Annotated in this window: 35 protein-coding genes; 14 read left to right on the top strand and 21 right to left on the bottom strand. The window is 35.5% G+C overall.

Annotated features, from left to right (window positions below; genetic code table 11):
• The first annotated feature begins 23 nt into the window (after positions 1-23).
• Positions 24-425: an SA1362 family protein gene (locus tag A6J74_RS23475; RefSeq protein ID WP_001014465.1), complete on the top strand. Its 402-nt coding sequence runs from the start codon at positions 24-26 to the stop codon at positions 423-425.
• Here A6J74_RS23475 and A6J74_RS23470 read toward each other — a convergent pair.
• The 3 genes from A6J74_RS23470 to splB all read right to left on the bottom strand — a co-directional run bounded on the left by A6J74_RS23470 (position 422) and on the right by splB (position 2,736).
• On the bottom strand, positions 422-1,084 hold the full coding sequence (locus A6J74_RS23470) for an HAD family hydrolase (RefSeq protein WP_000643926.1): 663 nt from the start codon (positions 1,082-1,084) through the stop codon (positions 422-424). The two genes, A6J74_RS23475 and A6J74_RS23470, sit on opposite strands and share 4 nt — an antisense overlap.
• A 53-nt stretch (positions 1,085-1,137) precedes the next feature.
• Positions 1,138-1,566, bottom strand: a complete 429-nt coding sequence (mntR, locus tag A6J74_RS23465; protein ID WP_001143071.1) for a transcriptional regulator MntR — start codon at positions 1,564-1,566, stop codon at positions 1,138-1,140.
• Positions 1,567-1,710: 144 nt separating this feature from the next.
• Positions 1,711-2,736 (bottom strand): spore photoproduct lyase, encoded by a 1,026-nt coding sequence (gene splB / locus A6J74_RS23460; RefSeq protein WP_000802126.1) that lies wholly within the window; start codon positions 2,734-2,736, stop codon positions 1,711-1,713.
• A gap of 116 nt (positions 2,737-2,852) precedes the next feature.
• Between splB and A6J74_RS23455 the strand changes: the two genes are divergently transcribed.
• The 3 genes from A6J74_RS23455 (at position 2,853) to A6J74_RS23445 (ending at position 4,890) form a co-directional block, all read left to right on the top strand.
• Complete coding sequence (locus tag A6J74_RS23455) at positions 2,853-3,170, top strand: PadR family transcriptional regulator (RefSeq protein ID WP_000556090.1); 318 nt, start codon at positions 2,853-2,855, stop codon at positions 3,168-3,170.
• A gap of 5 nt (positions 3,171-3,175) precedes the next feature.
• Complete coding sequence (locus A6J74_RS23450) at positions 3,176-3,847, top strand: DUF1129 family protein (protein WP_001095941.1); 672 nt, start codon at positions 3,176-3,178, stop codon at positions 3,845-3,847.
• A gap of 200 nt (positions 3,848-4,047) precedes the next feature.
• Entirely contained in the window at positions 4,048-4,890 is an 843-nt protein-coding gene (locus A6J74_RS23445; RefSeq protein ID WP_000111888.1) for a hypothetical protein, read from the top strand.
• A gap of 28 nt (positions 4,891-4,918) precedes the next feature.
• Here A6J74_RS23445 and A6J74_RS23440 read toward each other — a convergent pair whose 3' ends face one another.
• Entirely contained in the window at positions 4,919-5,755 is an 837-nt protein-coding gene (locus tag A6J74_RS23440; protein ID WP_000514090.1) for a lipoate--protein ligase family protein, read from the bottom strand.
• 170 nt (positions 5,756-5,925) lie between these two features.
• Here A6J74_RS23440 and A6J74_RS23435 point away from each other — a divergent pair, with 170 nt between their 5' ends.
• A complete protein-coding gene (locus tag A6J74_RS23435) occupies positions 5,926-6,309 on the top strand; it encodes a rhodanese-like domain-containing protein (protein WP_000108653.1) in 384 nt (127 codons plus the stop codon).
• 35 nt (positions 6,310-6,344) lie between these two features.
• On the opposite strand, the gene A6J74_RS23430 is transcribed toward A6J74_RS23435, so the two are convergent.
• Positions 6,345-6,881 carry a hypothetical protein gene (locus tag A6J74_RS23430; RefSeq protein ID WP_002048959.1) on the bottom strand — a complete coding sequence of 179 codons (537 nt, stop codon included), beginning with the start codon at positions 6,879-6,881 and terminating at the stop codon, positions 6,345-6,347.
• Between the two features lie 314 nt (positions 6,882-7,195).
• Here A6J74_RS23430 and A6J74_RS23425 point away from each other — a divergent pair, with 314 nt between their 5' ends.
• From A6J74_RS23425 to A6J74_RS23405, 5 genes are all read left to right on the top strand, one after another.
• Complete coding sequence (locus A6J74_RS23425) at positions 7,196-8,173, top strand: LacI family DNA-binding transcriptional regulator (protein ID WP_001273954.1); 978 nt, start codon at positions 7,196-7,198, stop codon at positions 8,171-8,173.
• Positions 8,174-8,270: 97 nt separating this feature from the next.
• A complete protein-coding gene (locus A6J74_RS23420) occupies positions 8,271-8,852 on the top strand; it encodes a TetR/AcrR family transcriptional regulator (RefSeq protein ID WP_002005730.1) in 582 nt (193 codons plus the stop codon).
• Between the two features lie 71 nt (positions 8,853-8,923).
• A complete protein-coding gene (locus A6J74_RS23415; protein ID WP_000312340.1) occupies positions 8,924-9,256 on the top strand; it encodes a DMT family transporter in 333 nt (110 codons plus the stop codon).
• A gap of 1 nt (position 9,257) precedes the next feature.
• The gene (locus tag A6J74_RS23410; RefSeq protein ID WP_000312621.1) at positions 9,258-9,572 is read left to right on the top strand and encodes a DMT family transporter; all 315 of its coding nucleotides are present in this window, start codon (positions 9,258-9,260) and stop codon (positions 9,570-9,572) included.
• A gap of 15 nt (positions 9,573-9,587) precedes the next feature.
• Positions 9,588-9,845 (top strand): DUF3975 family protein, encoded by a 258-nt coding sequence (locus tag A6J74_RS23405; protein WP_000267968.1) that lies wholly within the window; start codon positions 9,588-9,590, stop codon positions 9,843-9,845.
• 10 nt (positions 9,846-9,855) lie between these two features.
• Here the strand turns inward: A6J74_RS23405 and A6J74_RS23400 are convergent, their stop codons facing one another.
• The 11 genes from A6J74_RS23400 to gcvT form a co-directional block, all read right to left on the bottom strand.
• Positions 9,856-10,047 carry a hypothetical protein gene (locus A6J74_RS23400; RefSeq protein ID WP_001042435.1) on the bottom strand — a complete coding sequence of 64 codons (192 nt, stop codon included), beginning with the start codon at positions 10,045-10,047 and terminating at the stop codon, positions 9,856-9,858.
• A gap of 250 nt (positions 10,048-10,297) precedes the next feature.
• Positions 10,298-10,894, bottom strand: coding sequence for an ABC-2 transporter permease (locus A6J74_RS23390; RefSeq protein WP_000595334.1), 597 nt, complete (start codon positions 10,892-10,894; stop codon positions 10,298-10,300).
• A 32-nt stretch (positions 10,895-10,926) separates the two neighbouring features.
• Positions 10,927-11,559 (bottom strand): ABC-2 transporter permease, encoded by a 633-nt coding sequence (locus tag A6J74_RS23385; protein WP_001186575.1) that lies wholly within the window; start codon positions 11,557-11,559, stop codon positions 10,927-10,929.
• Between the two features lie 14 nt (positions 11,560-11,573).
• Entirely contained in the window at positions 11,574-12,242 is a 669-nt protein-coding gene (locus A6J74_RS23380) for an ABC-2 transporter permease (RefSeq protein WP_001249435.1), read from the bottom strand.
• Positions 12,223-13,095: an ABC transporter ATP-binding protein gene (locus tag A6J74_RS23375; protein WP_000891283.1), complete on the bottom strand. Its 873-nt coding sequence runs from the start codon at positions 13,093-13,095 to the stop codon at positions 12,223-12,225. Before A6J74_RS23375 ends, A6J74_RS23380 begins: the two co-directional genes overlap by 20 nt.
• Before the next feature lie 3 nt (positions 13,096-13,098).
• Positions 13,099-13,473: a GntR family transcriptional regulator gene (locus A6J74_RS23370; protein ID WP_001021357.1), complete on the bottom strand. Its 375-nt coding sequence runs from the start codon at positions 13,471-13,473 to the stop codon at positions 13,099-13,101.
• Between the two features lie 116 nt (positions 13,474-13,589).
• Positions 13,590-13,781, bottom strand: a complete 192-nt coding sequence (locus tag A6J74_RS23365; protein WP_000535934.1) for a hypothetical protein — start codon at positions 13,779-13,781, stop codon at positions 13,590-13,592.
• Positions 13,782-13,851: 70 nt separating this feature from the next.
• Positions 13,852-14,055, bottom strand: a complete 204-nt coding sequence (locus A6J74_RS23360; protein WP_002039587.1) for a DUF3929 family protein — start codon at positions 14,053-14,055, stop codon at positions 13,852-13,854.
• Between the two features lie 449 nt (positions 14,056-14,504).
• On the bottom strand, positions 14,505-15,980 hold the full coding sequence (gcvPB, locus tag A6J74_RS23355) for an aminomethyl-transferring glycine dehydrogenase subunit 2 (RefSeq protein ID WP_000795714.1): 1,476 nt from the start codon (positions 15,978-15,980) through the stop codon (positions 14,505-14,507).
• Entirely contained in the window at positions 15,977-17,320 is a 1,344-nt protein-coding gene (gcvPA, locus tag A6J74_RS23350; protein WP_000903222.1) for an aminomethyl-transferring glycine dehydrogenase subunit 1, read from the bottom strand. Before gcvPA ends, gcvPB begins: the two co-directional genes overlap by 4 nt.
• 20 nt (positions 17,321-17,340) lie before the next feature.
• Positions 17,341-18,441 (bottom strand): glycine cleavage system aminomethyltransferase GcvT, encoded by a 1,101-nt coding sequence (gcvT, locus tag A6J74_RS23345; protein WP_000631761.1) that lies wholly within the window; start codon positions 18,439-18,441, stop codon positions 17,341-17,343.
• A gap of 390 nt (positions 18,442-18,831) precedes the next feature.
• Here gcvT and A6J74_RS23340 point away from each other — a divergent pair, with 390 nt between their 5' ends.
• Positions 18,832-20,514 carry a DEAD/DEAH box helicase gene (locus A6J74_RS23340; protein ID WP_001100044.1) on the top strand — a complete coding sequence of 561 codons (1,683 nt, stop codon included), beginning with the start codon at positions 18,832-18,834 and terminating at the stop codon, positions 20,512-20,514.
• A complete protein-coding gene (locus A6J74_RS23335) occupies positions 20,501-21,295 on the top strand; it encodes a YqhG family protein (RefSeq protein ID WP_001183954.1) in 795 nt (264 codons plus the stop codon). The genes A6J74_RS23340 and A6J74_RS23335 overlap by 14 nt, the downstream gene beginning before the upstream one ends.
• Before the next feature lie 50 nt (positions 21,296-21,345).
• Here A6J74_RS23335 and A6J74_RS30505 read toward each other — a convergent pair whose 3' ends face one another.
• Complete coding sequence (locus tag A6J74_RS30505) at positions 21,346-21,477, bottom strand: hypothetical protein (RefSeq protein ID WP_000064664.1); 132 nt, start codon at positions 21,475-21,477, stop codon at positions 21,346-21,348.
• Positions 21,478-21,574: 97 nt separating this feature from the next.
• Positions 21,575-21,802: a hypothetical protein gene (locus tag A6J74_RS23325; RefSeq protein ID WP_000032702.1), complete on the bottom strand. Its 228-nt coding sequence runs from the start codon at positions 21,800-21,802 to the stop codon at positions 21,575-21,577.
• Positions 21,803-21,874: 72 nt separating this feature from the next.
• Here A6J74_RS23325 and A6J74_RS23320 point away from each other — a divergent pair, with 72 nt between their 5' ends.
• Together A6J74_RS23320 and A6J74_RS23315 are read left to right on the top strand one after the other, a co-directional pair.
• Positions 21,875-21,991 carry a GTP pyrophosphokinase gene (locus tag A6J74_RS23320; protein ID WP_073990725.1) on the top strand — a complete coding sequence of 39 codons (117 nt, stop codon included), beginning with the start codon at positions 21,875-21,877 and terminating at the stop codon, positions 21,989-21,991.
• A 140-nt stretch (positions 21,992-22,131) separates the two neighbouring features.
• The gene (locus A6J74_RS23315; RefSeq protein ID WP_001073100.1) at positions 22,132-22,764 is read left to right on the top strand and encodes a VC0807 family protein; all 633 of its coding nucleotides are present in this window, start codon (positions 22,132-22,134) and stop codon (positions 22,762-22,764) included.
• Positions 22,765-22,829: 65 nt separating this feature from the next.
• On the opposite strand, the gene A6J74_RS23310 is transcribed toward A6J74_RS23315, so the two are convergent.
• From A6J74_RS23310 to A6J74_RS23300, 3 genes are all read right to left on the bottom strand, one after another.
• Complete coding sequence (locus A6J74_RS23310; RefSeq protein ID WP_000106086.1) at positions 22,830-23,030, bottom strand: YqzE family protein; 201 nt, start codon at positions 23,028-23,030, stop codon at positions 22,830-22,832.
• Positions 23,031-23,068: 38 nt separating this feature from the next.
• Positions 23,069-23,566 (bottom strand): shikimate kinase, encoded by a 498-nt coding sequence (locus tag A6J74_RS23305; protein WP_000836652.1) that lies wholly within the window; start codon positions 23,564-23,566, stop codon positions 23,069-23,071.
• A gap of 120 nt (positions 23,567-23,686) precedes the next feature.
• Positions 23,687-24,337, bottom strand: a complete 651-nt coding sequence (locus A6J74_RS23300; RefSeq protein WP_000183875.1) for a 2OG-Fe(II) oxygenase — start codon at positions 24,335-24,337, stop codon at positions 23,687-23,689.
• Positions 24,338-24,480 lie beyond the last annotated feature (143 nt).

The following is a 24,480-nucleotide window of genomic DNA, read 5'->3' as shown; positions in this document are numbered from 1 at the left end:
TATGTTTTTAGGAGGTGTTCCTTATGAACGGTCGTTCGTTTACTTTCGCTATATTTGTGCTTATAATTGGATTAGCAATATTCGGCCTTGTTTCATCTGTAATTACAAATCCAATGGGTGTATTAAGAAATATCGGGTATATGTTACTTGTTGTCGGTATCTTTTACTTGCTATACAAGATGTTTACTAATTCCAGTGGTTCTGCAAATTCGCAAAGCTCATATAAGCGCGCTGCAAAACAATCGAACCGCAAACATGGGAAACAAAATGTAGCACCCCTAAGCAATTCATTCTTGAAACGAAATACTTCTGATGACAAGGGCAAAAAGGGTAATTCTCCATCGTTGAAACGAAAAAGAAAACAATCTCATTTAACTGTCATTGAAGGTAAAAAAAACAAAAAGAAAGACCGTGCTTCCTTTTAGGAAATACGGTCTTTCTTTATACTTTCAAGCACTTCTTTCAAAGTTTTATCTATCATACTTTCAATTCGAAGGTGATGATTTTCAAATGGTAAATTTCTTGTCACATCATTTGGAACAACGACGCATTTTAATCCTGCCGCAACCGCTGCTTTCAATCCATTTAATGAGTCTTCAAATACAACAGCTTCTGATGGTTCAATTCCTAATTCCTCTATTGCAATTCGATAAAGTGCTGGATCTGGTTTTACCTTCTCAACATCTTCTCTCGTTTTAATTACTTCAAAATAATCTCGAATCTGTAGATCTTCTAAAAAACGAACAACCCATTCTCTAGATGAACTAGAAGCTAATGCGATTTTCAATCCCATTTCTTTCGCTTCTTCTAAATATTCTTTTACCCCATCACGCGCTTCTGGTATTTTCATTTTCTCTTTATGTAAAGTCGTCACCTTTTCTTTTAGTGCACGCTCGTTAAACTTTTCTTTTAATTGTTCCTTTAAATATGCATAAAGTACATTATCTGTCGTTCCAATACATTTCGCAAATTCCTCTAAAGGTAACTCTCCGCCGTACTCACGAACAGCATCTCTGAAAGAGTGAAACCATATTGTTTCTGTGTCCACAATTAATCCATCAAAATCAAAAATAATTGCTTTCATAATTCTCCCGTCCTTTTCGATTGAAATAAAAAAGGAAACGCCATCCGTTCCCCTTAATTACTTTTCTCTTCATTTGCTTTTTGAACACCACGAAGTGTTTCTACTCGAACCTCATCTTGTTCAAAATATTGTACTAAATCACCGATACGGTCAATTGCTTCCCAACTTAAATGATGTTCAATCCCTTCAACATCATTGTAAATCTTGCTTTCATCCAAACCAATAATACGCATAAACTGCTCTAGCAAGTCATGACGATATACGAGACGTTCTCCGATTTTTTTACCTTTTGATGTTAATACAAGCCCTCTATATTTTTCATAAATTAGATATTCATCTTTGTCTAATTTTTGCACCATTTTTGTTACAGAGGATGGATGTACACTAAGCGCTTCAGCAATATCAGATACGCGGGCATAACCCTTTTCATCAATCAACAAATAAATTTGTTCAATATAATCTTCCATACTAGGGGTAGGCATCGGTTTCCTCCATCCAATTTCATTTTGCTTATTCCGAACGAAGCAATCAATAAAATGATACACCAGAAAGAATAACGTGACAAGGTAGAAACGAGCCTAAATCTGCAAAAGAGAAAAGAACCCGCAATCAAATACAAGTTCCTTTCATGTGAAATATTGAATTTCTGCGTCAGGAAAAAAGTGACGAATATATCCTCGAATCGTTTCCTCCAATACTTCTGCATCATCTTTTTTATAGACGTATTTCCCAATACCGTATCGTCCCCATTTATATTTCCGCTTCTCTTCGTCCATTTCAAGTTTCGTATTCGGATAACGCGCTTGAATGACCTTTTTTGCCGGCTTCGTAAAGCGATGCTGAATTAATTCAAACGTTAAATTTGGTATCACCATATCTTTCAAGGCATTGTATAATCTCTCAAACAATTCACGATACCCCTCTTCCCATCCTTCATGCATATAAAGTGGCGCAACTATAAAGCCAAGTGGATAATTAGCCCCTGCCACTTTACGAGCAGCCTCAATTCTCTCTTCGAACGGCGATGTCCCCGGTTCAAAATTTTTAATCACATAACGTGAATTAATGCTAAATCGAAAACGCGTTTTCCCATTATGCTTTGCATCTAATAAATGATCAACGTGCGAATATTTCGTAACGAAACGTAAACGCCCATGCTCACTTTCTCCCATAAATTCGATCGTTCGCTTTAAAGCATGCGTTAAATGATCAATTCCAACGATATCTGATGTACACGCCGCTTCAAATCTTGTTATTTCTGGTGCCCTTTCATCCATATATTGCTGTGCCTTCTCAAATATTTCATCTAGATTCACATATACACGAACGTAAGGTTTACTACCAAGGGTCGTTTGCAAATAACAATAATGGCAATGTCCCATACACCCTGTTGCAAGCGGAATTGCATATTCAGCTGACGGCTTTGACGTATCAAACTTTAATGTCTTCCTCACCCCAACGACAAGCGTTGCCTTTGCATTGCGATACTTTTGCAAATCATTTTCACCTGGCAAATTTCTAATTTGATTATGGGATGTCGTTTCACGAATTTCTAATCCCATCTTCGTAAACTTCTCATACAGCTCTTTTCCAAGTGGATATTCGAGTGCCTTCGGTTCAAAGTAAACAAGTTTTGGCATAAACGGTTTCATATACTTCCCTCCTCTCGTTAGTATGGAGAACACGGAAAAATTAAAACGCATTAAAGTTTTCCACTTCAGTAACTTGCGTTGCAAGGCAAGTTACCTGAATAAAAGGTGGGGAAATCATGCATAGCCAAATGTTAAAAGGTGTACTCGAAGGTTGCATCCTATACATCATTTCGCAAGAAGAAGTGTATGGATATGAGCTGAGTACAAAATTAAATAAATACGGCTTTACATTTGTCAGCGAAGGAAGCATATATCCGTTATTGTTACGTATGCAAAAAGAGCGGCTAATTGAAGGAACATTAAAAGCTTCCTCACTCGGTCCAAAGCGAAAATATTATCATGTAACCGATAAAGGAATAGAACAGCTTGAAGAATTTAAACAAAGCTGGGGAATGGTTTCGACAACGGTGAACAACTTATTACAGGGAGAGTGATAGGGATGAATACGCAAGACATGATTGAATTGAACAACAAAAAACGCAAACTTCTAACATTTGAAAACGAAGCTTCTTATGGCGATATGCTAGTATATCTTCGGTTATCTAACGTACCTGAACAACAAGTAGAAGAACTATTATTAGAAATATTAGATCATCTCATCGAAGCACAAAGAGAAAATAAAAATGCTTATGATATTTTCGGCAATGACTTACAATCTTATTGTGATGAACTCATATCGGCTTTACCAGCTCAAACAAAGTTAGAAAAAACTTCTTTAATCGGTTTTGTTATTAGCTTACTTCTTGCTATACAGTTTGGAATGGACGCCATTGCTTCTCTTTTCATTTTCTTTTTTGAAAAGAAAACCGAAATAATAAGTCCACCTTTTAGTATCCTGGGAACCACTTTGTCTGTTTTACTAATTGTACTAGGAATCCTACTTATTTTATATTTACTAAAGCGTTACTCCTTTAATCAAAAGATGAATTGGAAAAGACGAATTCTATTTGGTATCGCTTTTGCTACTCCATTTTGTTCAGCTGTATTCTTAAATATTTATTTTAAAAAGCAACCTTATCTCATTTACCACCTAACCTTTTGGCAAAATGCCTTAATTGCTATCTTATTTTTCATTTTATATAAATTACTATACAAAAAATCAAATTTTTAACAGCCTTTCAAAAGGCTGTTTTTCTTCTGTCTAATTTTACAAATTGAAAAATTTCATAAAGAAAATAAGAAAAATGCAAAATAATTAAAGTTAATTGTTGACGTGATGCTTTTATTATCGGTATCATAAATCTTCGTGAGCAATTATTTTTCGTTATACGATTTTTTTATTATTACTGAATTTTTGAGAGGAGAAATTAGATGTCAGTTAAGAAGAAAACGCAAGTACGCACCGGCAAAATGGTACGTGAACTAATGTTAGCAGACGAAGATGTAAATGCTTCGCTAATTATGGTATACAGTGAAAACGGTGTAAACGCAGAAATTAAAATCGAGGGCTTAACGCCGAAATGTAACGAAGAATTATTTTTGAGCGGAAACGTGGATTGGAACAAGAGTGTTATTTATAAAATTGTTGATTTCACTGGAAACGCTGAAGTTGGTAAAGTTACATTATCAGCGATGAACAAAAACAATGTTTCTCTAGAAATAGAACGCGTTATGTGGAGTAAAGAAAATAAAGAGGCTGCTGGTCAAGAAGAAACACCGGTAGAAGCCACACCGAAAAAAGAAGTAGTTGTAGAAGCTCCAAAAGCAGTTACACCTGCTCCTAAACCTATTACGCGTGTAGAAACACCTGCTATGGCCCCTAAGCCTACTCCGGTACCGACGCCGAAGCCAGTAAGCGTAGAAGCAGCTGTAGAACTAACTACTCCAGCACCTGTGAAAAAAGTAGTCCCTACTTCAGTTACAAAGCCAGAGACAGTACCGGTTGCTCCAGCAAAACCGAAACAACCTGCTTTGACTGAAACAAATTCAAAACTACAAGAAAATTATGTGAAACTCGTGAAAAAGACAATTGAAGTTTGTCAAGATTACGAGCTTGGCATCGACATAGATGATTCTATTGAAGGCTTAAAAGAAGAACTACAAAGCCAAGGTATTAGCGTTACATTCGACAAAGAAATTATGGACGTTGTAAATCGCCTTCGTTCTTTACAAGATAAAGGAATCAAAGTAGAAAAAGTACTTAATTTACTATAAAAAAATAAGAGATGGCAATCGCCATCTCTTATTTTTTATAATTCCATTCCTTACTTTCATACTTTTCTTTTGCTAACGTTTGAACTTCATGTAACTGTTCTTCTGTTAATTCATATGGCACAAGCTCTATATCCAATCCTTTTTCAAACCCAACCTCGAACGCTTTAATTAACTGTTCGATCGTAAATGTACGGTCTGTCAATTTATTAATTGCTACCGCTTTAGAAGAAAACATACTTTTCATACGTTCTTTCACACGTTCATTTGGGAATAAAAATAGGTCGTATAGTTCGTCTAAATCTATTTCTAACGGAATCGATCCGTGCTGTAAAATAACACCTTTTTGACGTGTTTGAGCACTACCTGCGATTTTTCTTCCTTCAACTACAATTTCATACCAAGATGGCGCATCAAAACATACTCCTGAACGCGGATTTTTTAAATTCTCACGATCCGCCTCTGTTTTCGGAACTGCATAATACGCTTCTAATCCTAATGCCTTAAAACCGTCCAATAAGCCTTGCGAAATAACGCGGTATGCTTCCGTAACTGTTTTTGGCATATTTGGATGATCTTCAGACACAATAACACTGTACGTTAATTCTTTGTCATGTAGTACACCCCTGCCGCCTGTTTGACGACGAACGAACCCATATTTCTTTTCGTTAACTACATCCATATTTATATCTTTTTCAACACGCTGGAAATACCCGACTGTTAATGTTGGTACTTCCCATTCATAAAAACGAATTGTTGGTTGCATCTTCTTTTCACTTTGCCAATTTAATAAACATTCGTCTAACGCCATATTAAACGCTGGTGAACATTGACCAGAGTTAATATAACACCATTTTTCTTTTCCCATCCTACACCTCATATAACCAATTATTTTTCACATTCTCTAGTCTACCAAATTCGACAAAATTTGTGAAAGAATACGAAATTTCTCCTTATATACAAATGAATCTGTTGCATAAATACATATGGGCATTATAATATTGAAAGTAGGATAAGAAAAAAGGGAGCGATAGAACCGTGTCAACAACTTGGATTATTTTATTAGCCGTAATCGTAGCGTTCATCGGTTACACTGTATGGATGTATTTCTATCAGAAAAAATTAATTAAAACTCTTACAGAAGAAGAATTTCGCGCTGGCTACCGTAAAGCACAGCTTATCGATATTCGCGAAGCAGACGAATATAACGCAGGACACATTTTAGGTGCACGTAACATTCCGTTATCACAAATTCGCCTTCGTCATAAAGAACTTCGCCAAGATCAACCTGTTTACTTATACTGCCAAAGCGGATTCCGTACAGGCCGTGCAGCTCAATACTTAAAAAAACAAGGTTACAAAGATTTCTACCAATTACAAGGTGGATTTAAATCTTGGACAGGTAAAATTAAAAAGAAATAACATACAAAAACTAGCTGCATGCTGCAGTTAGTTTTTTATTTCATATTGTTTGCAATGTAATATAGATTCTTTTTTATTACATCTGCATCGTTCTCTTCTACATTACGATATAATAACTGATATTCAATCCCCTTTTCTTTCCATAGAAGCGTAGCAAATTCCTCTCCTCTCTCGAAGTCATCTTTATTTTTAAAATAAGCAGACGCTCCATTATTCAATTTCATTTGTTCTTGAAATCGCTTTTCTTCTACAAAATCCGGAAAACTGTAAGGGAAATTTGCAACAGTTAGCTCAATATACTCATGTCTACCTTGCTCCTGTTGTTTATATTTAATCGTTAAGACAGCATTCTTCTTTTCAATCGTTCTTACTTCACCCAACACATCACTCGTAATGTCATACGGTAAAAAGGTAGGAACTTTAAATTTCGCCGGAAAATATTTTGGAAGTTCTTTTAACGGAATCGGATCCGTAACGCGATCTGTAGCCCCACCTGTTGTTCCCACAAATGTTTTTTCTTCTTGCATCGTTTGCTGAAATGAACATGAGCTAAGTAATACACTAGAAAACACGAAACAAATGATTCCTTTTTTCAATTTGTTTCCGCCCTTTCATACCGCCCTCTTAACGAACAAAGCGTTTATATGTTGTTCATATTCGCTTGAATGCCACACTCCACCTTTGAAAACTTTCCTCGTTATTCTCACACATTTTGACAAAACTGCTTTCAAACAAACAGAAAGACTTCGCTATTCTTACGCCCAAACGAAATGGTTACGCGAATAATAGAAGTCCTATTTATAACATAGATTGTGAAAAGCTTTTCAGGTCAAGATTTTTTCATTCTACTTATTTTCCCTTTATAATAAGTAAAGAGGTGATCCATATGGCCAATATAAAACAAATCGCTAAAACTGCTGGTGTATCTATATCAACCGTTTCCCGTGTCTTAAATAATCACCCTTACGTAAAAGAAGACAAACGGAAACGAGTTCTAGAGGCGGTTGAAGAATTAAACTACGCAAAAAATATAAATGCTATTCATTTAATAAAGGGGAAAACATATACAATCGGGGTTATGCTCCCTTTCATTAATGTCCCTTACTTCAGTACCATTATTGAAGGAATCGGAAACGAAGCGTTAGCAGCTGGATATCACATTAATTTATGCCAAACAAATTACGATAGTATTGAAGAAATTCGTGTTCTTGAAATGATGAAAATGAAACAATTTGACGGGATGATTATTTGTTCTCGAACGAGTTCATGGGAACAAATCGAACCTTTCGCAAAATTCGCCCCTATTATTTCATGTGAAAAAATGAACCACCCCCTCATTTCATCTGTCTACGTAGATCATTATGAAGGATTCCGGCTCGGTACTGCATATTTACTAAGTAAAGGCCATGAAAAAATCGGAATTTGTTTAGCAAGAAAAACGAGTGTAAATTCTATGGAACGTGAAAAAGCGTTTGCTGATACACTTCATAACGAAGGTCAAACGTTACATCCTGAATGGATTTTTCATCAATGCTATACAATGCAGGACGGTGCACAAATACTCCACCGTATTTTACATATGAAAAATCGTCCAACTGCTATTTTCACAGCGAATGACCAAGTAGCTGCCGGTTTATTAACAGAAGCAAAGAAACATGGTGTTCGCGTCCCTGAAGATCTCGCTATTTTAGGATTCGATAACCATGAAATTTCAAAGGCGTTAGAAATTTCGACTATTGAACACCCTGGTCTTACGATGGGATCACGTGCTTTTACCTTATTCCATAAACAGATGCAGGACGAACAAATAACCGGGAACTCAGAAGAACTTCCATTCCATTTAATTGAGCGAAAAACAGTCTGAAAAGGAGCGTTAACTATAGCACTCTTTTTCAGCTTTTCACCTATTGACTTTGTGTTTTTTATCTCATATAATAAACCTAACGAACGGTAGGTAGGGGATGAAAATGACAGCAAATCGCATTAAAGCTGTAGCACTTTCTCATTTCGCACGCTACGGCTATGAAGGAACTTCATTGGCAAATATTGCCCAAGAAGTTGGGATTAAAAAACCATCGATTTACGCACACTTTAAAGGAAAAGAAGAGCTATATTTCATATGCTTAGAATCTGCTCTTCAAAAAGATTTGCAGAGCTTCACAGGCGATATCGAAAGCTTTTCCAATTCGTCCACTGAAGAATTGCTATTAAAATTATTAAAAGGCTACGCAAAACGATTTGGTGAAAGTGAAGAATCAATGTTTTGGTTACGAACTTCTTATTTTCCGCCTGATGCATTTCGCGAACAAATTATTAATAAAGCAAATGTACACATTGAAAACGTCGGAAAACTTTTATTCCCGGTATTTAAAAGAGCAAGCGAACAAGATGAGCTGCATAACATTGAAGTAAAAGACGCCTTAGAGGCTTTTCTATGCTTACTCGACGGTCTTATGGTTGAACTACTATACGCAGGTTTAAATCGTTTTGAGACACGTTTAGACGCTTCTTGGAAAGTATTTTGGCGCGGACTTTCAAACTGACGGATTGCTCCTTTGCAATGCGTCGTTTTTAAGCCCTTTACCTAACGACTGGTAGGAAGGAGAAATGACATATGGCATGGATTTATGTAATCATCGCTGGTATTATTGAAATCTTTTGGGTGATTGGACTAAAAAAAGCGGAGGCACCACTTGAGTGGGCTGGTGTTGCGCTATTAATTACAATTAGTTTCGTCTTATTATTTAGAGCTTATAAAGATTTACCTGTCGGCACTGTATACGCAGTCTTCACAGGAATCGGAGCGGGCGGAATCGTTCTTACAGAAATTTTCATCTTCGGAGAACCGTTCTCTATCGTAAAAGTTTTATTAATCGGTTTAATCTTCTTCGGAGTAATTGGTTTAAAACGAGTAACAGAAGAAAAAGAAACGAAGGAGGCCGCATAAAATGGCTTGGGTATTTTTAATTCTAGCTGGTATTTGTGAAATTATTGGTGTACTCTTTATGAAAGTAGCCACTGAAAAGAAAGGCTGGGCACCAAAAGTTATTTTAATCGCTAACTTCGGCGTAAGCTTCTTCTTCTTATCCCTTGCGATGGACACATTACCGATGGGAACTGCTTACGCGATTTGGACTGGAATCGGAACTGCCGGAAGTGCACTTCTAGGCATTCTTATTTTCCGAGAATCAGCGGATTGGCGTCGTCTTGCCTTCTTAAGCTGCATTCTATGCGGCGCTGTTGGCTTAAAACTATTAAGCTAACGTGAGGTGAATGTCATGTGGAGAGAAAAAGGAAAACAAATGTTAGCATGGATCACACTCGTGATCGCCATTCTACTGCAAGTAAGTTTTCATATAATAGAATGGTTGTTTCATAAAGTATTATCCATTCTTGCATTCCTTCCGAACATGACACTTGAAATTTTATTTATCGTTTGGTCCATTATCGCTTCCATTGCAATCGTAATTATATGGAGTATCGCCAAGCTATATAATAAGTTATTTAAAAAGGACAGTTACTCTGAAAAAGAGTAACTGTCCTTTTTTATATAGATTCAGACTTTCTATAGAAGTTTGATGTGATAAGACAAAGCAGACCAACTACGACAACACTCATACCAATTCCTTTATGCAAACTAGGAAATAGCATTGGTATATCCGAATAAAAGTTTGCTAATATGCAACCAATTGAAACTAAAAGTATTCCTATTCTATATAACCATTTTCTTTTGTTCATCATTCTCCCTCCTAAAATTTTTCATACACTCCTTCCTTTTGGACATACTACCTAAAAAAGGAGTGGATCCTATGCAAAATTCTATACATAAACAGATCCTATTTTTATTTTTCCTCTTTCTCATTCTCATTATCGTTTTCAGCTTTATATTACATACTCCAAAAGATGTTGTACCGAATAGCCTCTCTGTTTATAAACTATTACTTTCATATTGTCGATATTGAAGAAGGTGCCTTTTATGAGGCACCTTTTAAAATTCTCTCTTCTCATACAATTTCATTGAAACGAAGGCAGATACTATGAACATGCATATTGAACTAACGAATAATAAACTGTTATATAGTTGGATTTGTTCCAGGTTGATTTCAAAGAACATAGTACAAATGGCTGTCGGTGCTATTAGCATGAAAAGCGTAATAAAAATAGCTTTTTTATATGCTAGCCAAAATGATATCGGTAAAACCAAGCTTAAATATATTAAAATAAAGCTAATACTAGCAACCATTGTCGTTTCAATAAATTCAAATAGGTTAACCCCATTCTTCATTCCCATCGTGAAACAACCGACTATTACACTTATAAAAAGAATAATAATTGCTACTATATATTTCGCATACACAATTTGTTTTCTCAATATTGGTAAACTATTTACTATCACTTCACTCTCATTTTTACTATCTGCTTCAAATGTTTTTACTGTTGCCCCAATTGTAATAATTACTGACATAATTATGAACAGATTTTCCGTATCTGTTAAGGCCATATAAAAGAAAATAGGATACAGTATGTACCAAATTAAAAATTTCCATTGAATGATGAAATCTTTTAAAATTAATTGCTTAATCATGTATTACACCTCCTAACATGAAAATGCCACTTCTATAACTCTGCCTCTTGAAACATTTTCATTGAGAGTAACATTGATATGACTATACTTACTAACACTCCGATACCAAGAACACTCATCGCTACTGTAGCATCCTCAGAGTGAAGTACTTTTAACATAATTGTTTTATCACCAAAAACATTACACATAAGGCCAATCATACCTATTAAAGGAAAAATCATAATTACATACAAGACAGTAGTAGCTTTATTTCCTCCGATGTAATTAGTAGGTATCATTATCACACAATAAATCAAAGTTGCTACTATTGCTGAAAACATTGCATATCCAGGAATAACTATATCTCTGTCCAACAAAATATTCCCTAATATTACGACTATAAAAGTTGTACTCAAACCGACTATAATAAATAATGTAGTTGAAATATATTTAGCTATAACTATCTCTTTTCTCGTTATAGGCAAACTCACTAATACTTTTTCTGTTTTACTTTTTTCTTCATAATAAAAAGAAATATATATAATCATACTACATGTCATAAATAATCCTATTGCAATCCCCATCGGTTCTACAGAATTCCTAAAAATCGATAAAACGGGTATTAAAAAATAGAAAGGAATCATCTTCTTCTGTAAGAAAAACTCCTTCAAAATTAACTGTTGCATATGAATTCTCCTCTCTATAAATCACGGGCTCCATAAATTTTAATTGTTAGAAACATAGAAGCGATATAAATACTAACTAATGTAATGAATCCAACTATAAATACACCAATATGCATAGGATTCATAATCCACTCAATGAATGAAGGTGCTATTCCATTGATCTCATCACTAATAAATATCCAAAGTATCCCTCCGACTCCTATTGAGGCTGCTGATACTATACTTCTTACTACCTTCGACTTTGTACCATAATAACTAGGGAAAAACGTGACAACCAAAAATACGGCGTAAACAGCTCCATTTATTATTTCATACCACGGAATTTCAATGTATAGATTAGGATGATATGCACCGATATCACCGATGACCACAATGCCTCTTATAAGAAAAACAACTAACATCGTAGAGAGCATGCCACCTACAATAAATATTGCACAGGAAATATATCTAGCAATTATGATATCCTTTCGACTTAACGGTAAACTATTTATTACAATGTCACTTTTATTCCTTTCATCCATATAGATTAGCGTCATAACGGAGGAAAGGGTTATAAATAGACAACTCATCGGAAATAACAATTCACTCCCGGGCTCAAGTAAAAAGAACATAAGGGGCATAATAAGATTCACTAACCAAGTTACCCGAAAAAAGAACAAATCTTTATAGATGAGCTGACGCATAGGCACCTCTCCCTTTCGCAGTGTAAACGATAATATCATCTAATGTAGGCTTTTCTAGTACAACCTCATTTCCAAACCAATCGATAATTACTTGTTTATCCTTCGCTAAACCTTCAAAACCAAATTTATTTTTTCGTAATCCAACAAATAGCTCTTTTCCTTCTCGATCCAATAAATCATTACTTCCCTTTACGATTACGTAGCTCTCCATTAATTCATCTTTCTCACCAGTAAATATAATTTCCCCATCGTTGATAAAAGTAATATAATCTGCGATGCGCTCTAAGTCTGTTGTAATGTGCGTTGAGAATAATACAGATACTTCATCTTCCATTACAATTTCTTGCAATATATCAAGCAATTCACTTCGAACAACTGGGTCCAATCCTGCTGTTGGTTCATCCATAATAATAAACTCTGCATGATGCGAAAGCGCGATGGCAATCGCAAATTTCATTTTCATCCCTTTAGATAACTCTTTAATTTTTTTATACTTTGGAACTTGTAATCTCTCCATATACGATTGATACTGACATTCGTCCCACTTTTTATATAGCGGTGCAATAATACGCTTCATTTGTTCACACGTTAAATCTTCGTAGTAATGATTTTCATCATATACAAAGCCGATATTTTGTTTTATTTCCTTTTCTGCTTTCTTATTGTCCTTGCCAAAAATTTGTATATCGCCGCTCTCTTTTCTAATTAAATTCATAATCATTTTGATCGTCGTACTTTTCCCAGCACCATTCGGTCCGACAAATCCCATAATATATCCACGTGGCAGCGTAAAACTTATATTTTTCACTGCAAAATCTTGATATCTTTTACAAACGTTTTTTAGCTCTAACATTCCTTATTCCCCCTCATATAAACACGCAATCATCTGCTGTAAATCTTCAAGTGAAAGCTGCAACACTTTACTTTCTCTCACAATTTCTTCAGCCTTACTTTCCAATAAACGTAAGCGCTGTTCTTTTAATAGTTCATTGTTTTTACGTGAAACATAAGTCCCCTTCCCAGCAACAGTTTCTATATATCCTTCTTTTTCAAGTTCCTCGTACGCACGCTTCGTTGTAATTACACTAATTTGTAATTCCTTCGCTAAGCTACGAATAGACGGCAGTTGGTCTCCCCCCTTTAAACCACCATTTAAAATAAGCTGGCTTAATTGTTTCCTTATTTGTACATAAATAGGGTCTTGGGAAGAATTCGAAATAATAATATTCATGTTTTCCTCCAGTGTGCATATACTGTATATATCTTATATATACAGTATATGCACACCATCCTATTTTTGGCAAGAAAAAAAGACCAACATTTTCCTGTTGGTCTTTCGTATATGTATCACTTTTCAAAGCGATCTAACATTTCGTCTCTCATTCCGAAACTAACAACCGCAATTCCTACATACATAAACAGAAGGAATGCCGGATGAACTGTATTGTACCAGCTGCTATCAACAATTAAATAAATCGTTAACGCCACAACAAGAACAAACGCTAAAATAAACATATAAAAGTGTCTTGTACTACCCATGATAAACTCCTCTCTACTCTCTGCACCATTCAACAGTATATTTTATCGAATAATTCGATATGACTCAAGGTTAACTTTCTTTTATGTAATCAAGTTCTACCTTTACAATGTCCTCACATGCTATTGAAATGATTGTTCCTTGTTTATCAATCGCCGTCACTTCTCTATTATCCATTACACGATGTGCTACTCTTTCTAACACTTTTCCTTGGTCTCGATAGCAAAATTCTTTTACATCTTTAATTGTTTCTCCATTTTCTAAATGGTATACCATTCTATAACATCGATATCCCACACTTTCACCCCCGCCTTGCTCGTTTTTTCACATATACATAAAAATGAGTAATTTTTGCCTCATCACATCTTCTTAATTTCAATAAAATTCTAACAAAAATAAATACTTTTATCAAACCGACTTTTTCAACAAAACTACCTATAAAACTACATCTTTACACAATTATGAAACAAAAAATATAAAGTTTTAACATTTTCTTCACTATTTCTGCATAAAGTGAAACTTTAATCAGTAGGGATTTTTGTTCATCCCCACTGATTATTAGCCTTCACCAATCGGGCATTTACGGACAGTTTATCTCCCACCTGGCTTCTTTGCACCAGCTAAGTTTTGAGTTGGGAGTTTTACTGTCCACAAATAGCGGGACAAATTCTCCAAACAAAAAAAGAACCCGCATGTAGCGAGTTCTTTTTTATTTTTTATTCTAATCAAACTTGTACAGGAGCAAGCTTTTCATAACGTAAAACAGGTTTACGAGCAGCCATCGTTTCGTCTAAACGTTTAATAACTGTAGTGTGTGGTGCTTCTTGTACAACTTCTGGATTTTCTTCTACTTCTTTAGCGATTTGAATCATCTTATCAATGAAACCATCTAACGTTTCTTTTGATTCTGTTTCTGTCGGTTCAATCATAATACATTCTTCCACATTTAATGGGAAGTAAATTGTTGGTGGGTGGTAACCGAAATCAAGCAGACGTTTTGCAATATCTAATGTACGTACACCAAGTTTCTTTTGACGACGACCTGATAATACAAATTCATGCTTACAATGTCTATCGAACGGAAGATCATAGAACGGCGCTAATCTTCTCATCATATAATTCGCATTTAATACAGCATACTCAGTTACTGCACGTAGTCCATCTGGACCCATAGAACGAATGTATGTGTATGCACGAACGTTAATACCGAAGTTACCATAGAATGGTTTCACACGCCCAATTGCTTCTGGACGATCGTAATTGAAGTGGTAGCCATTTTCCGTTTTCTCTAAAATTGGTTTTGGTAAGTACGGAATTAAATCAGCTTTCACACCTACTGGACCAGAACCTGGACCACCGCCGCCATGCGGACCTGTAAATGTTTTATGAAGGTTTAAATGCACAACGTCAAATCCCATATCTCCTGGGCGCGCTTGGCTTAATACCGCATTTAAGTTTGCACCATCATAGTATAATTTACCGCCTGCATTATGGACGATTTCAGCCATTTCTAAAATATTTTCTTCGAATAGACCTAATGTATTTGGATTTGTTAACATAAGTGCTGCTGTTTCTTCGTTTACAACACGTTTTAAATCTTCTAAGTCAACAAGACCATGTTCATTCGATTTTACTGTAATTGTTTCAAAACCAGCTACAGTTGCAGATGCTGGATTCGTTCCGTGAGCAGAGTCAGGAACAATTACTTTCGTACGGTTAAAGTCACCGTTTGCTTCATGGTAAGCACGAATTAACATTAAACCTGTCCATTCTCCGTGTGCACCTGCTGCTGGTTGTAATGTAACAGTATCCATACCTGTAATTTCAATTAAATGCTCTTGTAAGTCGTACATTAATTCCATTGCACCTTGTACTGTCTTTTCATCTTGAAGTGGATGAATATTTGCAAATCCTGCAAAACGAGCTACATTCTCATTAATTTTCGGATTATATTTCATCGTACAAGATCCAAGTGGATAGAATCCAGAATCCACGCCGTGGTTACGGTTTGAAAGTGCTGTATAGTGGCGCATAATGTCAAGTTCAGATACTTCTGGTAGCTCTGCATCTTCTACTCGAATATAATCGCTCTCAAATACATCTTCTAGTTTCACTTCTTCTACATCTAATTTGGGTAAGCTATATCCTACGCGTCCTTGTTTAGTCACTTCAAAAATAAGTGCTTGGTCTTGGTTCTTCATTGGATAGCCCCCATTTCGTTTACAAGTGTGTCAATTTCCTCTTTTGTACGAAGCTCAGTTACTGCTAACAGCATATGATTTTCTAATTCTTTATAATCACGGCCTAGATCATAACCACCGATAATATTCTTTTGTAGTAATGCGTCGTTTACTTCTTTCACTGGACGTTTGCAATCTACAACGAATTCATTGAAGAATGGTCCAGCAAATGTAGCTGTGAAGCCTTTCGCTTCGAATTGACGTTTTGCATATTGTGCTTTAGAAATATTTTGACGTGCCATTTCTTTCACACCTTGTTTTCCAAGTGCCGTCATTGCAACAGAAGCTGCTAATGCATTTAACGCTTGGTTTGAACAAATGTTAGATGTCGCTTTGTCACGACGAATATGCTGTTCACGTGCTTGTAGCGTTAATACAAATCCACGTTTACCATCTGAATCTACCGTTTGTCCGACAAGACGTCCTGGAATTTTACGCATAAATGCTTTCGTTGTTGCAAAGTAACCACAGTGTGGTCCACCAAACTGTGTTGGAATACCGAATGGTTGTGCATCACCGATTACAATGTCAGCACCGAATTTCCCTGGTGGTGTTAATGCGCCTAATGATAACGGATTTGAAGAAACGATAAATAATGATTTTTGTTGATGAACGATTTTTTCAATAGCAGCTAACTTTTCAACTTGTCCGAAGAAGTTTGGATATTGAACGATTACACAAGCAACTGTATCGTCTACTTCGCTTTGTAATACGTCTAAATCTGTTACACCATCTTTATGATTAATTTCAACAACTTCTAGATGTTGACCTTTTGCATAAGTTTCAAGTACTGCTCTTGATTCTGGGTGCACTGCACTAGATACAAGAATTTTCTTTTTACGAGTATGGCCAGCCGCTAACATTGCCGCTTCAGCTAAAGCTGTACCTCCGTCATACATAGAAGAGTTTGCTACATCCATTCCTGTTAATTCACAAATCATTGTTTGGAATTCAAAGATTGCTTGTAATTCCCCTTGTGAAATTTCTGGTTGGTATGGCGTGTAAGCAGTATAAAACTCTGAACGAGAAATAACATGATCAACAATTACTGGAGCATAATGATCGTATACGCCTGCTCCTAAGAAAGAAGCATATTCTTTTAAATTAGCATTTTTACCAGCCATTTGAGATAGCTCTTTTAAAAGCTCTGGCTCTGATTTTGCTTCTTTAATTTTTAAATCCCCTTTAAAACGAACACTCTCTGGAATATCAGAGAATAATTCGTCGATTGTTTGAACGCCGATCGTTTGTAACATTTCTTTTTTGTCTTCTTCTGTCATTGGAAGATAACGATGCAACATGAAATCTACCCCTCTCCCCGTTACTTTGAACGTTTATAAAATGGTGTTGGAACAACTACTGCTTTGACGCGTTTATTACGAATTTCAATTTCTACTTCTGTATCAACTGCTGCGTATTTTACATCAATTAGTGCTAAACCAATGCTTTTCTTTAACGTTGGAGATTGTGTACCACTCGTTACTTCCCCGATTTTTTCTTCTCCTACAAATACAGGGTAATGCGTACGAGGAATACCGCGTTCGATCACTTCGATGCCGACTAATTTACGAGATGCACCGTTTTCTTTTTGCTCTTTTAACGTTTCTTTTCCAAAGAAATCTGCTTCTTTGTTTGGTTTTACCGCAAAGCCAATTCCTGCTTCAATCGGTGTAATATCTTTTGATAATTCTTGTCCGTATAACGGAAGTGTTGCTTCAAAGCGAAGTGTATCACGAGCACCTAAACCACATGCTTTTAAGCCCTCTTCTGCTCCAACTTCAAGAAGTTTCTCCCAAAGTTTTGCAGCATCTTCACTCTTACAGTAAATTTCGAATCCGTCTTCACCTGTGTAACCTGTACGAGATACAAGTGCAGGAATTCCATCTACAAGAATATCGTTTTTAAATTTAAAGAACTTAATTTCTTTCAAATCTTCTGACACAACTTTTTGTAAAATGCCTTCTGCTTTTGGTCCTTGAATTGCAAGCTGCGCAACTTCACTAGAAACATTGACTACTTTCGCATCGCCAATTACATGACTTGCTAACCATTCGTAATCTTTCTCGATATTTGATGCATTGATTACTAATAAATAGTCTTCTTCACCACGTTTGTAGATTAATAAATCATCTACTGTACCACCATTTTCGTAGCACATAGCTGTATATTGTGCGCCTCCTACCTTTAAGGTAGATACGTCATTTGTAACAACACGTTGTAAAAATGCTAAACTATCTACACCTTTTACCTCAACTTCTCCCATATGAGACACATCGAACAAACCTGCCGCTGTACGTACAGCTTCGTGTTCTTCTTTAATGCTTGAAAATTGAACTGGTAATTCCCAGCCACCAAAGTCGATTGTTTTCCCACCATACTTCGCGTATACATCAAATAACGGTGTACGTTGTAATGTAATCATGCTCTTTCCCCCTTATGCTCTGACAAATCAATAAAAGTTGCTTCCCATATCTAAACATTTTCATTCTGAAAAGATAGGATATACGGAATCTCACTATATTTTTTTATGAAAGCGTAAATAAAAAAGTACTTTCTTGGATAAAATACGAAAGATTCCACACATTTCACACCATTATCCTAACATCATTCGCTATATTTCATCAATATTCTAGCATAAAAAATAATTTAGAATTTTTCATTCTTAATCTTACTAAATACAACTTTTGAGATTTAATGCTTATTATTGTCTATCATATAGCCTTTAATAACGATAACAAAGCCTTCTTTCAAGGCGAATCATTATACATGTAAAAAATAATTACTTTAACTTATAAAAGGTGGGAGAGTCGTAATGAATGTTGATATTTCCGTAGATCGGACGTGGCAAAACAATTTTTTAAATAGAATTGAAGAAGATGGTCCTTGGACAAACTGGGATTTATACCATTTAGCTTATGAAACAGAAAAATCGTTACTTGTTCCTACTTTCGATGGACTACAAGCACCGAAGCACTTATCCCATTTCACACCGCTTCCTCATCAATTAGAAGTCGCTCAAAATGTTATTGAACAAATGAACGGTAAAGCGATACTAGCCGACGAAGTAGGGCTTGGAAAAACAATTGAAGCTGGACTTATTTTAAAAGAATATATGGTGCGTGGGCTTGTGAAAAAAGTACTCATACTCGTCCCAGCCTCTCTCGTGTCACAATGGGCATACGAACTAAATACAAAGTTTTTCATTCCAGCTGTAGCTCAAAAGAAAAGCTACTCGTGGGAGCAAGCTGACGTGATCGTATCATCAATTGATACTGCAAAACGTTCACCACATCGCGATATCGTTTTGAACTTAGAATATGATCTTATTATTATCGATGAAGCACATAAACTAAAAAATAATAAAACAAAAAACTATGAATTTGCACAGCGATTAAAAAAGAAGTTTTGTTTATTACTAACAGCTACTCCTGTTCAAAACAAGATTGATGAAATTTTCAACCTTGTTTCTTTATTAAAACCAGGACATTTGGGCAATCAATCCAACTTTGAAGAATACTACGCTTCAAAAAATCGTTCAGCCGAATCAGATGAAGACTTAAAAGCTCTCATTAACAAAGTAATGGTCCGAAATAGACGTCATAATACCGGAATTGATTGGCCGAAGAGGCATGTACGTACAATTTTTGTAGAGTTTAATAAAGAAGAGCAAGCTTTATATAATGCAATTGAACACTGGGGAGGACGAGATGCCTTCACATCCGCTTTCTCATCCTTAACATTAAAACGCGAGGCATGTAGTAGCCGTGAAGCTGTGTACTATTCATTAAAAAAGCATGTAGAAAAACGTCAGAAAGAAAATGAACAATATATAAAAGATCCATATATTGATGTACTAATGGACAATATTAATCATATTCCATTCAACTCAAAAGCAAATAAAGCTCTTGAGCTTATAAAAGAAATTGACGATAAAGTCGTCATCTTCACGGAATATCGAGCGTCACAAATGTACTTACAATGGTTTTTACAGCAGCACGGCATTTCTTCCGTTCCGTTCCGCGGTGGATTTAAACGCGGGAAAAAAGATTGGATGAAGGAACTTTTCCAAAAACACGCGCAAGTATTAATTGCAACGGAAGCTGGCGGAGAAGGAATTAACTTACAGTTTTGTAGCCATATGATCAATTATGATTTGCCATGGAACCCAATGCGTCTTGAACAAAGAATTGGACGTATTCACCGTCTTGGTCAAAAAAATGATGTTCATATTTATAACTTAGCTACAAAGCATACTGTTGAAGAACACATTTTGAAACTGTTATATGAAAAAATAAATTTATTTGAGCGTGTTATCGGTGAACTCGATGAAATTTTAACAAGAATTAATATGAAAAACATCGATGCGCATATTCAAGAAATTTTTGCGCAATCAAAAAGCGAAGGAGAAATTCGAATTAAGATGGAAAACTTAACATCTATTATCGACTTTGCGAAGCGAAATGAAGCTGAGGTGCAAGGCTATGCAGCAACATGAAATCCATAATTACTTAAACAATTTCTTTGAAGCGAATAACTGCGAAATTTTAGGACGTTCCCCTCACCTATTAGATGTGCAGTTAACAATTGAGATGGATAAATTATTAATGAACCGCCCTTTCTATTGGCACTATCTTGAAAAAACAGGAGGCGTACCGAATCCGATGCGCCTTACTCTTATTACAAATCCAGAAAACGAAGAAAACGATGGCGAACTTATTCACTACGGTTCACCACGACTACATCAAATTTTCCAGACAACGAAAGAATTAGGCTCTTACATACGTTTATATGAGGAAATAAAGCATAACGGGGCAACGCATACACCGCTCCATCCTTGGCTCGGTGTAAATATAAAAGTGTCTTATCAATGTGATCGAAAAAAAGACATCCTTCATTCCATTGGTATTCATCTCATCTCTGGAACAATGATGGCAAATTTTCATGAAACATTAACTAACATTAAACTTACACCGAAAATACCTGATTTTTGTTTTACGCTCTCTCCTATCATTAAGCCTCAAAGCGGCTTACAACGTATAGAGGACGCTTTAAAAAATATAATTGCAGAAGATGATCATGCGTGGGCGAAAGAAGCGAGGGTACGTTGGAATCACGATTTAGATCTTTTAAATCGTTTTTATGAAGATAGTGATGAACTTCCTGAAAGCTATGAAATTGAAAAACAAGCCTTGCAAGAACAATATGAACCACGTATTACAGTGCAAATTATTAACGGTGGCCTCTTTTATGTTACCGCTAATCATTTTCTATCTTAAAAAAGCTCCTTCCGTTTTTAGAAGGAGCTTTTTTTTATTTATTTTCTATCCTACTCGCTATCGTCACTACGCTCTTGCTGTTTTTTCTGTGCCATACGTTTCTGCTGTGCACGATCCTTTGCGCTCACATGATTTGCATCAGTTGGAAGGTTTTCTTTCGAACGTCCAATTCCATTGCTCATCTTTCCCACTCCTTTTTACGTTTTTCAAAACACATGTTTATTTTCAGCTAGAGTTACAATCCTTATACAAAAAAATAAGAGCAGCCATTGGCTACTCTTACTCACTCACATATTTTTGAAACATATCATGGATGCCTTTATTTACGAGGTTCGAGATCTGTTCGTCAGATTTATTCGGATAACGATCGCGCAATCTGATAGATGCCTTCACCATTAAATTTTCTAATACAGAACGGCCACCTTCTCCATAAATAATTTCAGCATACTTAACAAGCCTTCCATCCTCTACTGTTGCTGGATTATGATTGAAGAAAAATTTACTCATTGTTTCCACCTCTCTCTTTGATAACGTTTACATTTATATATTTTATTTATGTTATTTATTTCACAATATTGTATGCACGTATATTTAATTAGTTTCATTATAAAGCAACATATCGATAGTACATATGTGATTTTCCGTCCATTTTGTGAACAAACCAAAAATGAAAGCGTTTCCTTTATTATATACTAAAAAAACTTACTACGCTAGGGGCAATTTTTTCAATCTACTAATCCCTCAAAAATTGATATATTTTTTCTTTTCCAATCAAACCTTATACAATTTTCAGAAATTATATTATAAAATATATGTATGACTTAAGGAGGATTTGTATGAATCAAAATAAAAAAGCTATATTAGATCTTGTCTTTTATCTCGTAATCCCATTCCTCATTTGGAAATTTGCAAAACCTTATATTGATCCTTATTACGCGATGTTAATTTCCTCTGTTCCGGGGATTATTTATACACTGTATACCTTTAAAAAAGAAAAGCAGTTTAACGTGACAGGATTCTTTATTTTAATTACACTCATTTCTAATACGACGGTAGATTTATTATCTGGATCAGCTGAACGAATGTTGTGGAACGATGCGTATTATCACATCGTACTCGGTATTATCGTCATATGTACAATTTTTATAAAAAAACCACTTATGTTATATTTCGCAGCAGATATTGCAGCACTACAAGGGCATGACCGTGATAAAAGTCGTGAACTGTATCGTGATAGTCGTATATATCCAGCACTACAATATTTAACGCTATTTTTCGGGCTTCAATTTATATTAAAAAGCTTTTTAAAAATTTATTTCATCTCCGTTTTCGGTGTAGATGGCTACGGTGAAATGAGAGCGATTATGACTGCTGTCGGCTGGGGCATTTCAATTTGTATCGGAATAGGGTTCGTATGGGTGAACAATAAAATACATGCGGTTACTGAGGAAAAAGAGTCTGTACAGTAAATGAAAATCCCCTAGTATATAACGCTACTAGGGGATTTTCATTTTGCTAGACATATGACTAAAAGTTAACTTGATTTTTTCCTTTTATTTTTTACGTTTCGATAAAATAAAGCTGCACTAAGCGGCATAACACCAAACCATTTATTTAAAAATGGCTCTTTTTCAGAGCGGCGTTGTTCTTTCTTTTGTTTACGATCTTCTTTTGGTGCATCCATATATGACACAAACTGCTGCGTCACAAAGCGAACATAATCATTAGTAGACATATTATCATCACCTCTACTTGATTAGTATGTCCACTTTTTTATTCATTAATCTTTTCCTTTAATTCATTCATAATTTGCTTTACTGACTTATTTGTCGTGTCGATATGAATATGTGCCTCTTCATAATACGCTCGGCGCGATTCGAATTTCGTTACAAATGCCTCTATATCTTTCTTCTGAAATAGTGGTCGTGTCGTATCTTCACGAAGCCTTTCTGCAATTACATGCGGATCACAATATAAATACACGACAGTCCCGTTCTCTTTCATCCACTTTCGATTTTCCACTCGCTCAATAATCCCTCCACCAGTTGTAATGATTGCATTATGAACTGGTAGTGAACGTAACATCTCACTTTCATATTCTCGAAAAGTTATTTCGCCTTCTTCTGCAAAAATATTTCGAATTGCCTTCTCTTGCTTCTCTTCGATTTTTTGATCTGTATCTACAACATCCATTTGCAGTTCTTTACTTAACGCTTTTCCAATTGTTGTTTTCCCAGCTCCCATATAGCCGGTTATGTATATAGATTTCATTTTCTGTCCTCTCAATCGTCATGTATTAATTGTTATTATAACGAAAGATGCTACTTTGTTTAATAAAAAAACGTTTTGTTCTTCTTATACTAAGAAGAACAAAACGTAACATACTCGCTTTTACCTATAAGTACCTCTTCTCACCCACTGCGTTGCAATCCATTTCTCGCCTTTCGTTACAGGTGCCCCTCCATGTAACGTAAGCTCATTTAGTGATTGATCTTGATAAAAATACTCAAAGTATACTGCCATTCCCTTTCTAGGGTGTACAGAAAGATTTAATTTCGGGAAGAACGTTTCTCCGCCTTCTTCTACATCATTTAAGTACATTACAAGCGTGCTAATACGATTATTAGCAGCTGATCTACTATGTTCCGCAAAATAATCATAGTGCGCTTTATATTGTTGATCCACTTCATAATTTAAAATGTGCAATCCTTCTCCATGCGTCACCGGAACATTCATGATAGATGAAATACGTTTTTCAATCTTCGAAGTAAGTTCATTCTCTTCCAAAAATGCGCCGCTACTTGTTCGGATATCATTTACATCACGTGCTGAACCAATTGTAGAACGTTTTATTTTATTTTTAGACATTTCAATTAATTCGTTGCATTCTTCGTCACTTATTACATTTCCTAATACGACGATAAGAGGTTCTTCGAATTTCGAAATAATTTGTATTTCCCTATCTTCTGTCATAATCGTATTTCCTTTATGATCAAAAATAGTTTGTTCTTTATTTTCACCTATTTGATTGTTATTTGTCATTTCCCTATTCTCCCTAAAAAAAATGATTGGATAGCATGAATATATCATATTCTTTCTACCTTTCTCTTTTTTGAGAAAATTTAAACTTTTGATCGTTATATTTATCCATTTCCCAAAAGAAATTGAAGCTCTTCACAATGGAA

Origin of the sequence: Bacillus sp. FDAARGOS_235 (assembly GCF_002073415.2) — a bacterium.
Lineage (GTDB): Bacteria > Bacillota > Bacilli > Bacillales > Bacillaceae_G > Bacillus_A > Bacillus_A toyonensis.
The sequence above is the reverse complement of the archived record's forward strand: the minus strand, read 5'-3'. Positions and strand labels throughout refer to the sequence as shown.

What these genes read in the sequence shown, in the direction of transcription:
- A6J74_RS23390 (WP_000595334.1), bottom strand. Translation starts at nt 10,894, where the DNA reads ATGATTAAGCAATTAATTTTAAAAGATTTCATCATTCAATGGAAATTT.
- splB (WP_000802126.1), bottom strand. Translation starts at nt 2,736, where the DNA reads ATGAAACCGTTTATGCCAAAACTTGTTTACTTTGAACCGAAGGCACTC.
- gcvPB (WP_000795714.1), bottom strand. Translation starts at nt 15,980, where the DNA reads ATGAAGAACCAAGACCAAGCACTTATTTTTGAAGTGACTAAACAAGGA.
- A6J74_RS23440 (WP_000514090.1), bottom strand. Translation starts at nt 5,755, where the DNA reads ATGGGAAAAGAAAAATGGTGTTATATTAACTCTGGTCAATGTTCACCA.
- A6J74_RS23470 (WP_000643926.1), bottom strand. Translation starts at nt 1,084, where the DNA reads ATGAAAGCAATTATTTTTGATTTTGATGGATTAATTGTGGACACAGAA.
- A6J74_RS23370 (WP_001021357.1), bottom strand. Translation starts at nt 13,473, where the DNA reads ATGAATATTATTATTTCGAATTCTTCCCAAGACCCTATTTATGTACAA.
- A6J74_RS23415 (WP_000312340.1), top strand. Translation starts at nt 8,924, where the DNA reads ATGGCATGGATTTATGTAATCATCGCTGGTATTATTGAAATCTTTTGG.
- mntR (WP_001143071.1), bottom strand. Translation starts at nt 1,566, where the DNA reads ATGCCTACCCCTAGTATGGAAGATTATATTGAACAAATTTATTTGTTG.
- A6J74_RS23380 (WP_001249435.1), bottom strand. Translation starts at nt 12,242, where the DNA reads ATGCGTCAGCTCATCTATAAAGATTTGTTCTTTTTTCGGGTAACTTGG.
- A6J74_RS23450 (WP_001095941.1), top strand. Translation starts at nt 3,176, where the DNA reads ATGAATACGCAAGACATGATTGAATTGAACAACAAAAAACGCAAACTT.
- A6J74_RS23425 (WP_001273954.1), top strand. Translation starts at nt 7,196, where the DNA reads ATGGCCAATATAAAACAAATCGCTAAAACTGCTGGTGTATCTATATCA.
- gcvT (WP_000631761.1), bottom strand. Translation starts at nt 18,441, where the DNA reads ATGATTACATTACAACGTACACCGTTATTTGATGTATACGCGAAGTAT.
- A6J74_RS23300 (WP_000183875.1), bottom strand. Translation starts at nt 24,337, where the DNA reads ATGACAAATAACAATCAAATAGGTGAAAATAAAGAACAAACTATTTTT.
- A6J74_RS23420 (WP_002005730.1), top strand. Translation starts at nt 8,271, where the DNA reads ATGAAAATGACAGCAAATCGCATTAAAGCTGTAGCACTTTCTCATTTC.
- gcvPA (WP_000903222.1), bottom strand. Translation starts at nt 17,320, where the DNA reads ATGTTGCATCGTTATCTTCCAATGACAGAAGAAGACAAAAAAGAAATG.
- A6J74_RS23455 (WP_000556090.1), top strand. Translation starts at nt 2,853, where the DNA reads ATGCATAGCCAAATGTTAAAAGGTGTACTCGAAGGTTGCATCCTATAC.
- A6J74_RS23335 (WP_001183954.1), top strand. Translation starts at nt 20,501, where the DNA reads ATGCAGCAACATGAAATCCATAATTACTTAAACAATTTCTTTGAAGCG.
- A6J74_RS23445 (WP_000111888.1), top strand. Translation starts at nt 4,048, where the DNA reads ATGTCAGTTAAGAAGAAAACGCAAGTACGCACCGGCAAAATGGTACGT.
- A6J74_RS23475 (WP_001014465.1), top strand. Translation starts at nt 24, where the DNA reads ATGAACGGTCGTTCGTTTACTTTCGCTATATTTGTGCTTATAATTGGA.
- A6J74_RS23410 (WP_000312621.1), top strand. Translation starts at nt 9,258, where the DNA reads ATGGCTTGGGTATTTTTAATTCTAGCTGGTATTTGTGAAATTATTGGT.
- A6J74_RS23340 (WP_001100044.1), top strand. Translation starts at nt 18,832, where the DNA reads ATGAATGTTGATATTTCCGTAGATCGGACGTGGCAAAACAATTTTTTA.
- A6J74_RS23405 (WP_000267968.1), top strand. Translation starts at nt 9,588, where the DNA reads ATGTGGAGAGAAAAAGGAAAACAAATGTTAGCATGGATCACACTCGTG.
- A6J74_RS23365 (WP_000535934.1), bottom strand. Translation starts at nt 13,781, where the DNA reads ATGGGTAGTACAAGACACTTTTATATGTTTATTTTAGCGTTTGTTCTT.
- A6J74_RS23400 (WP_001042435.1), bottom strand. Translation starts at nt 10,047, where the DNA reads ATGAACAAAAGAAAATGGTTATATAGAATAGGAATACTTTTAGTTTCA.
- A6J74_RS23305 (WP_000836652.1), bottom strand. Translation starts at nt 23,566, where the DNA reads ATGAAATCTATATACATAACCGGCTATATGGGAGCTGGGAAAACAACA.
- A6J74_RS23310 (WP_000106086.1), bottom strand. Translation starts at nt 23,030, where the DNA reads ATGTCTACTAATGATTATGTTCGCTTTGTGACGCAGCAGTTTGTGTCA.
- A6J74_RS30505 (WP_000064664.1), bottom strand. Translation starts at nt 21,477, where the DNA reads ATGAGCAATGGAATTGGACGTTCGAAAGAAAACCTTCCAACTGATGCA.
- A6J74_RS23385 (WP_001186575.1), bottom strand. Translation starts at nt 11,559, where the DNA reads ATGCAACAGTTAATTTTGAAGGAGTTTTTCTTACAGAAGAAGATGATT.
- A6J74_RS23360 (WP_002039587.1), bottom strand. Translation starts at nt 14,055, where the DNA reads ATGGTATACCATTTAGAAAATGGAGAAACAATTAAAGATGTAAAAGAA.
- A6J74_RS23325 (WP_000032702.1), bottom strand. Translation starts at nt 21,802, where the DNA reads ATGAGTAAATTTTTCTTCAATCATAATCCAGCAACAGTAGAGGATGGA.
- A6J74_RS23315 (WP_001073100.1), top strand. Translation starts at nt 22,132, where the DNA reads ATGAATCAAAATAAAAAAGCTATATTAGATCTTGTCTTTTATCTCGTA.
- A6J74_RS23375 (WP_000891283.1), bottom strand. Translation starts at nt 13,095, where the DNA reads ATGTTAGAGCTAAAAAACGTTTGTAAAAGATATCAAGATTTTGCAGTG.
- A6J74_RS23320 (WP_073990725.1), top strand. Translation starts at nt 21,875, where the DNA reads ATGCACGTATATTTAATTAGTTTCATTATAAAGCAACATATCGATAGT.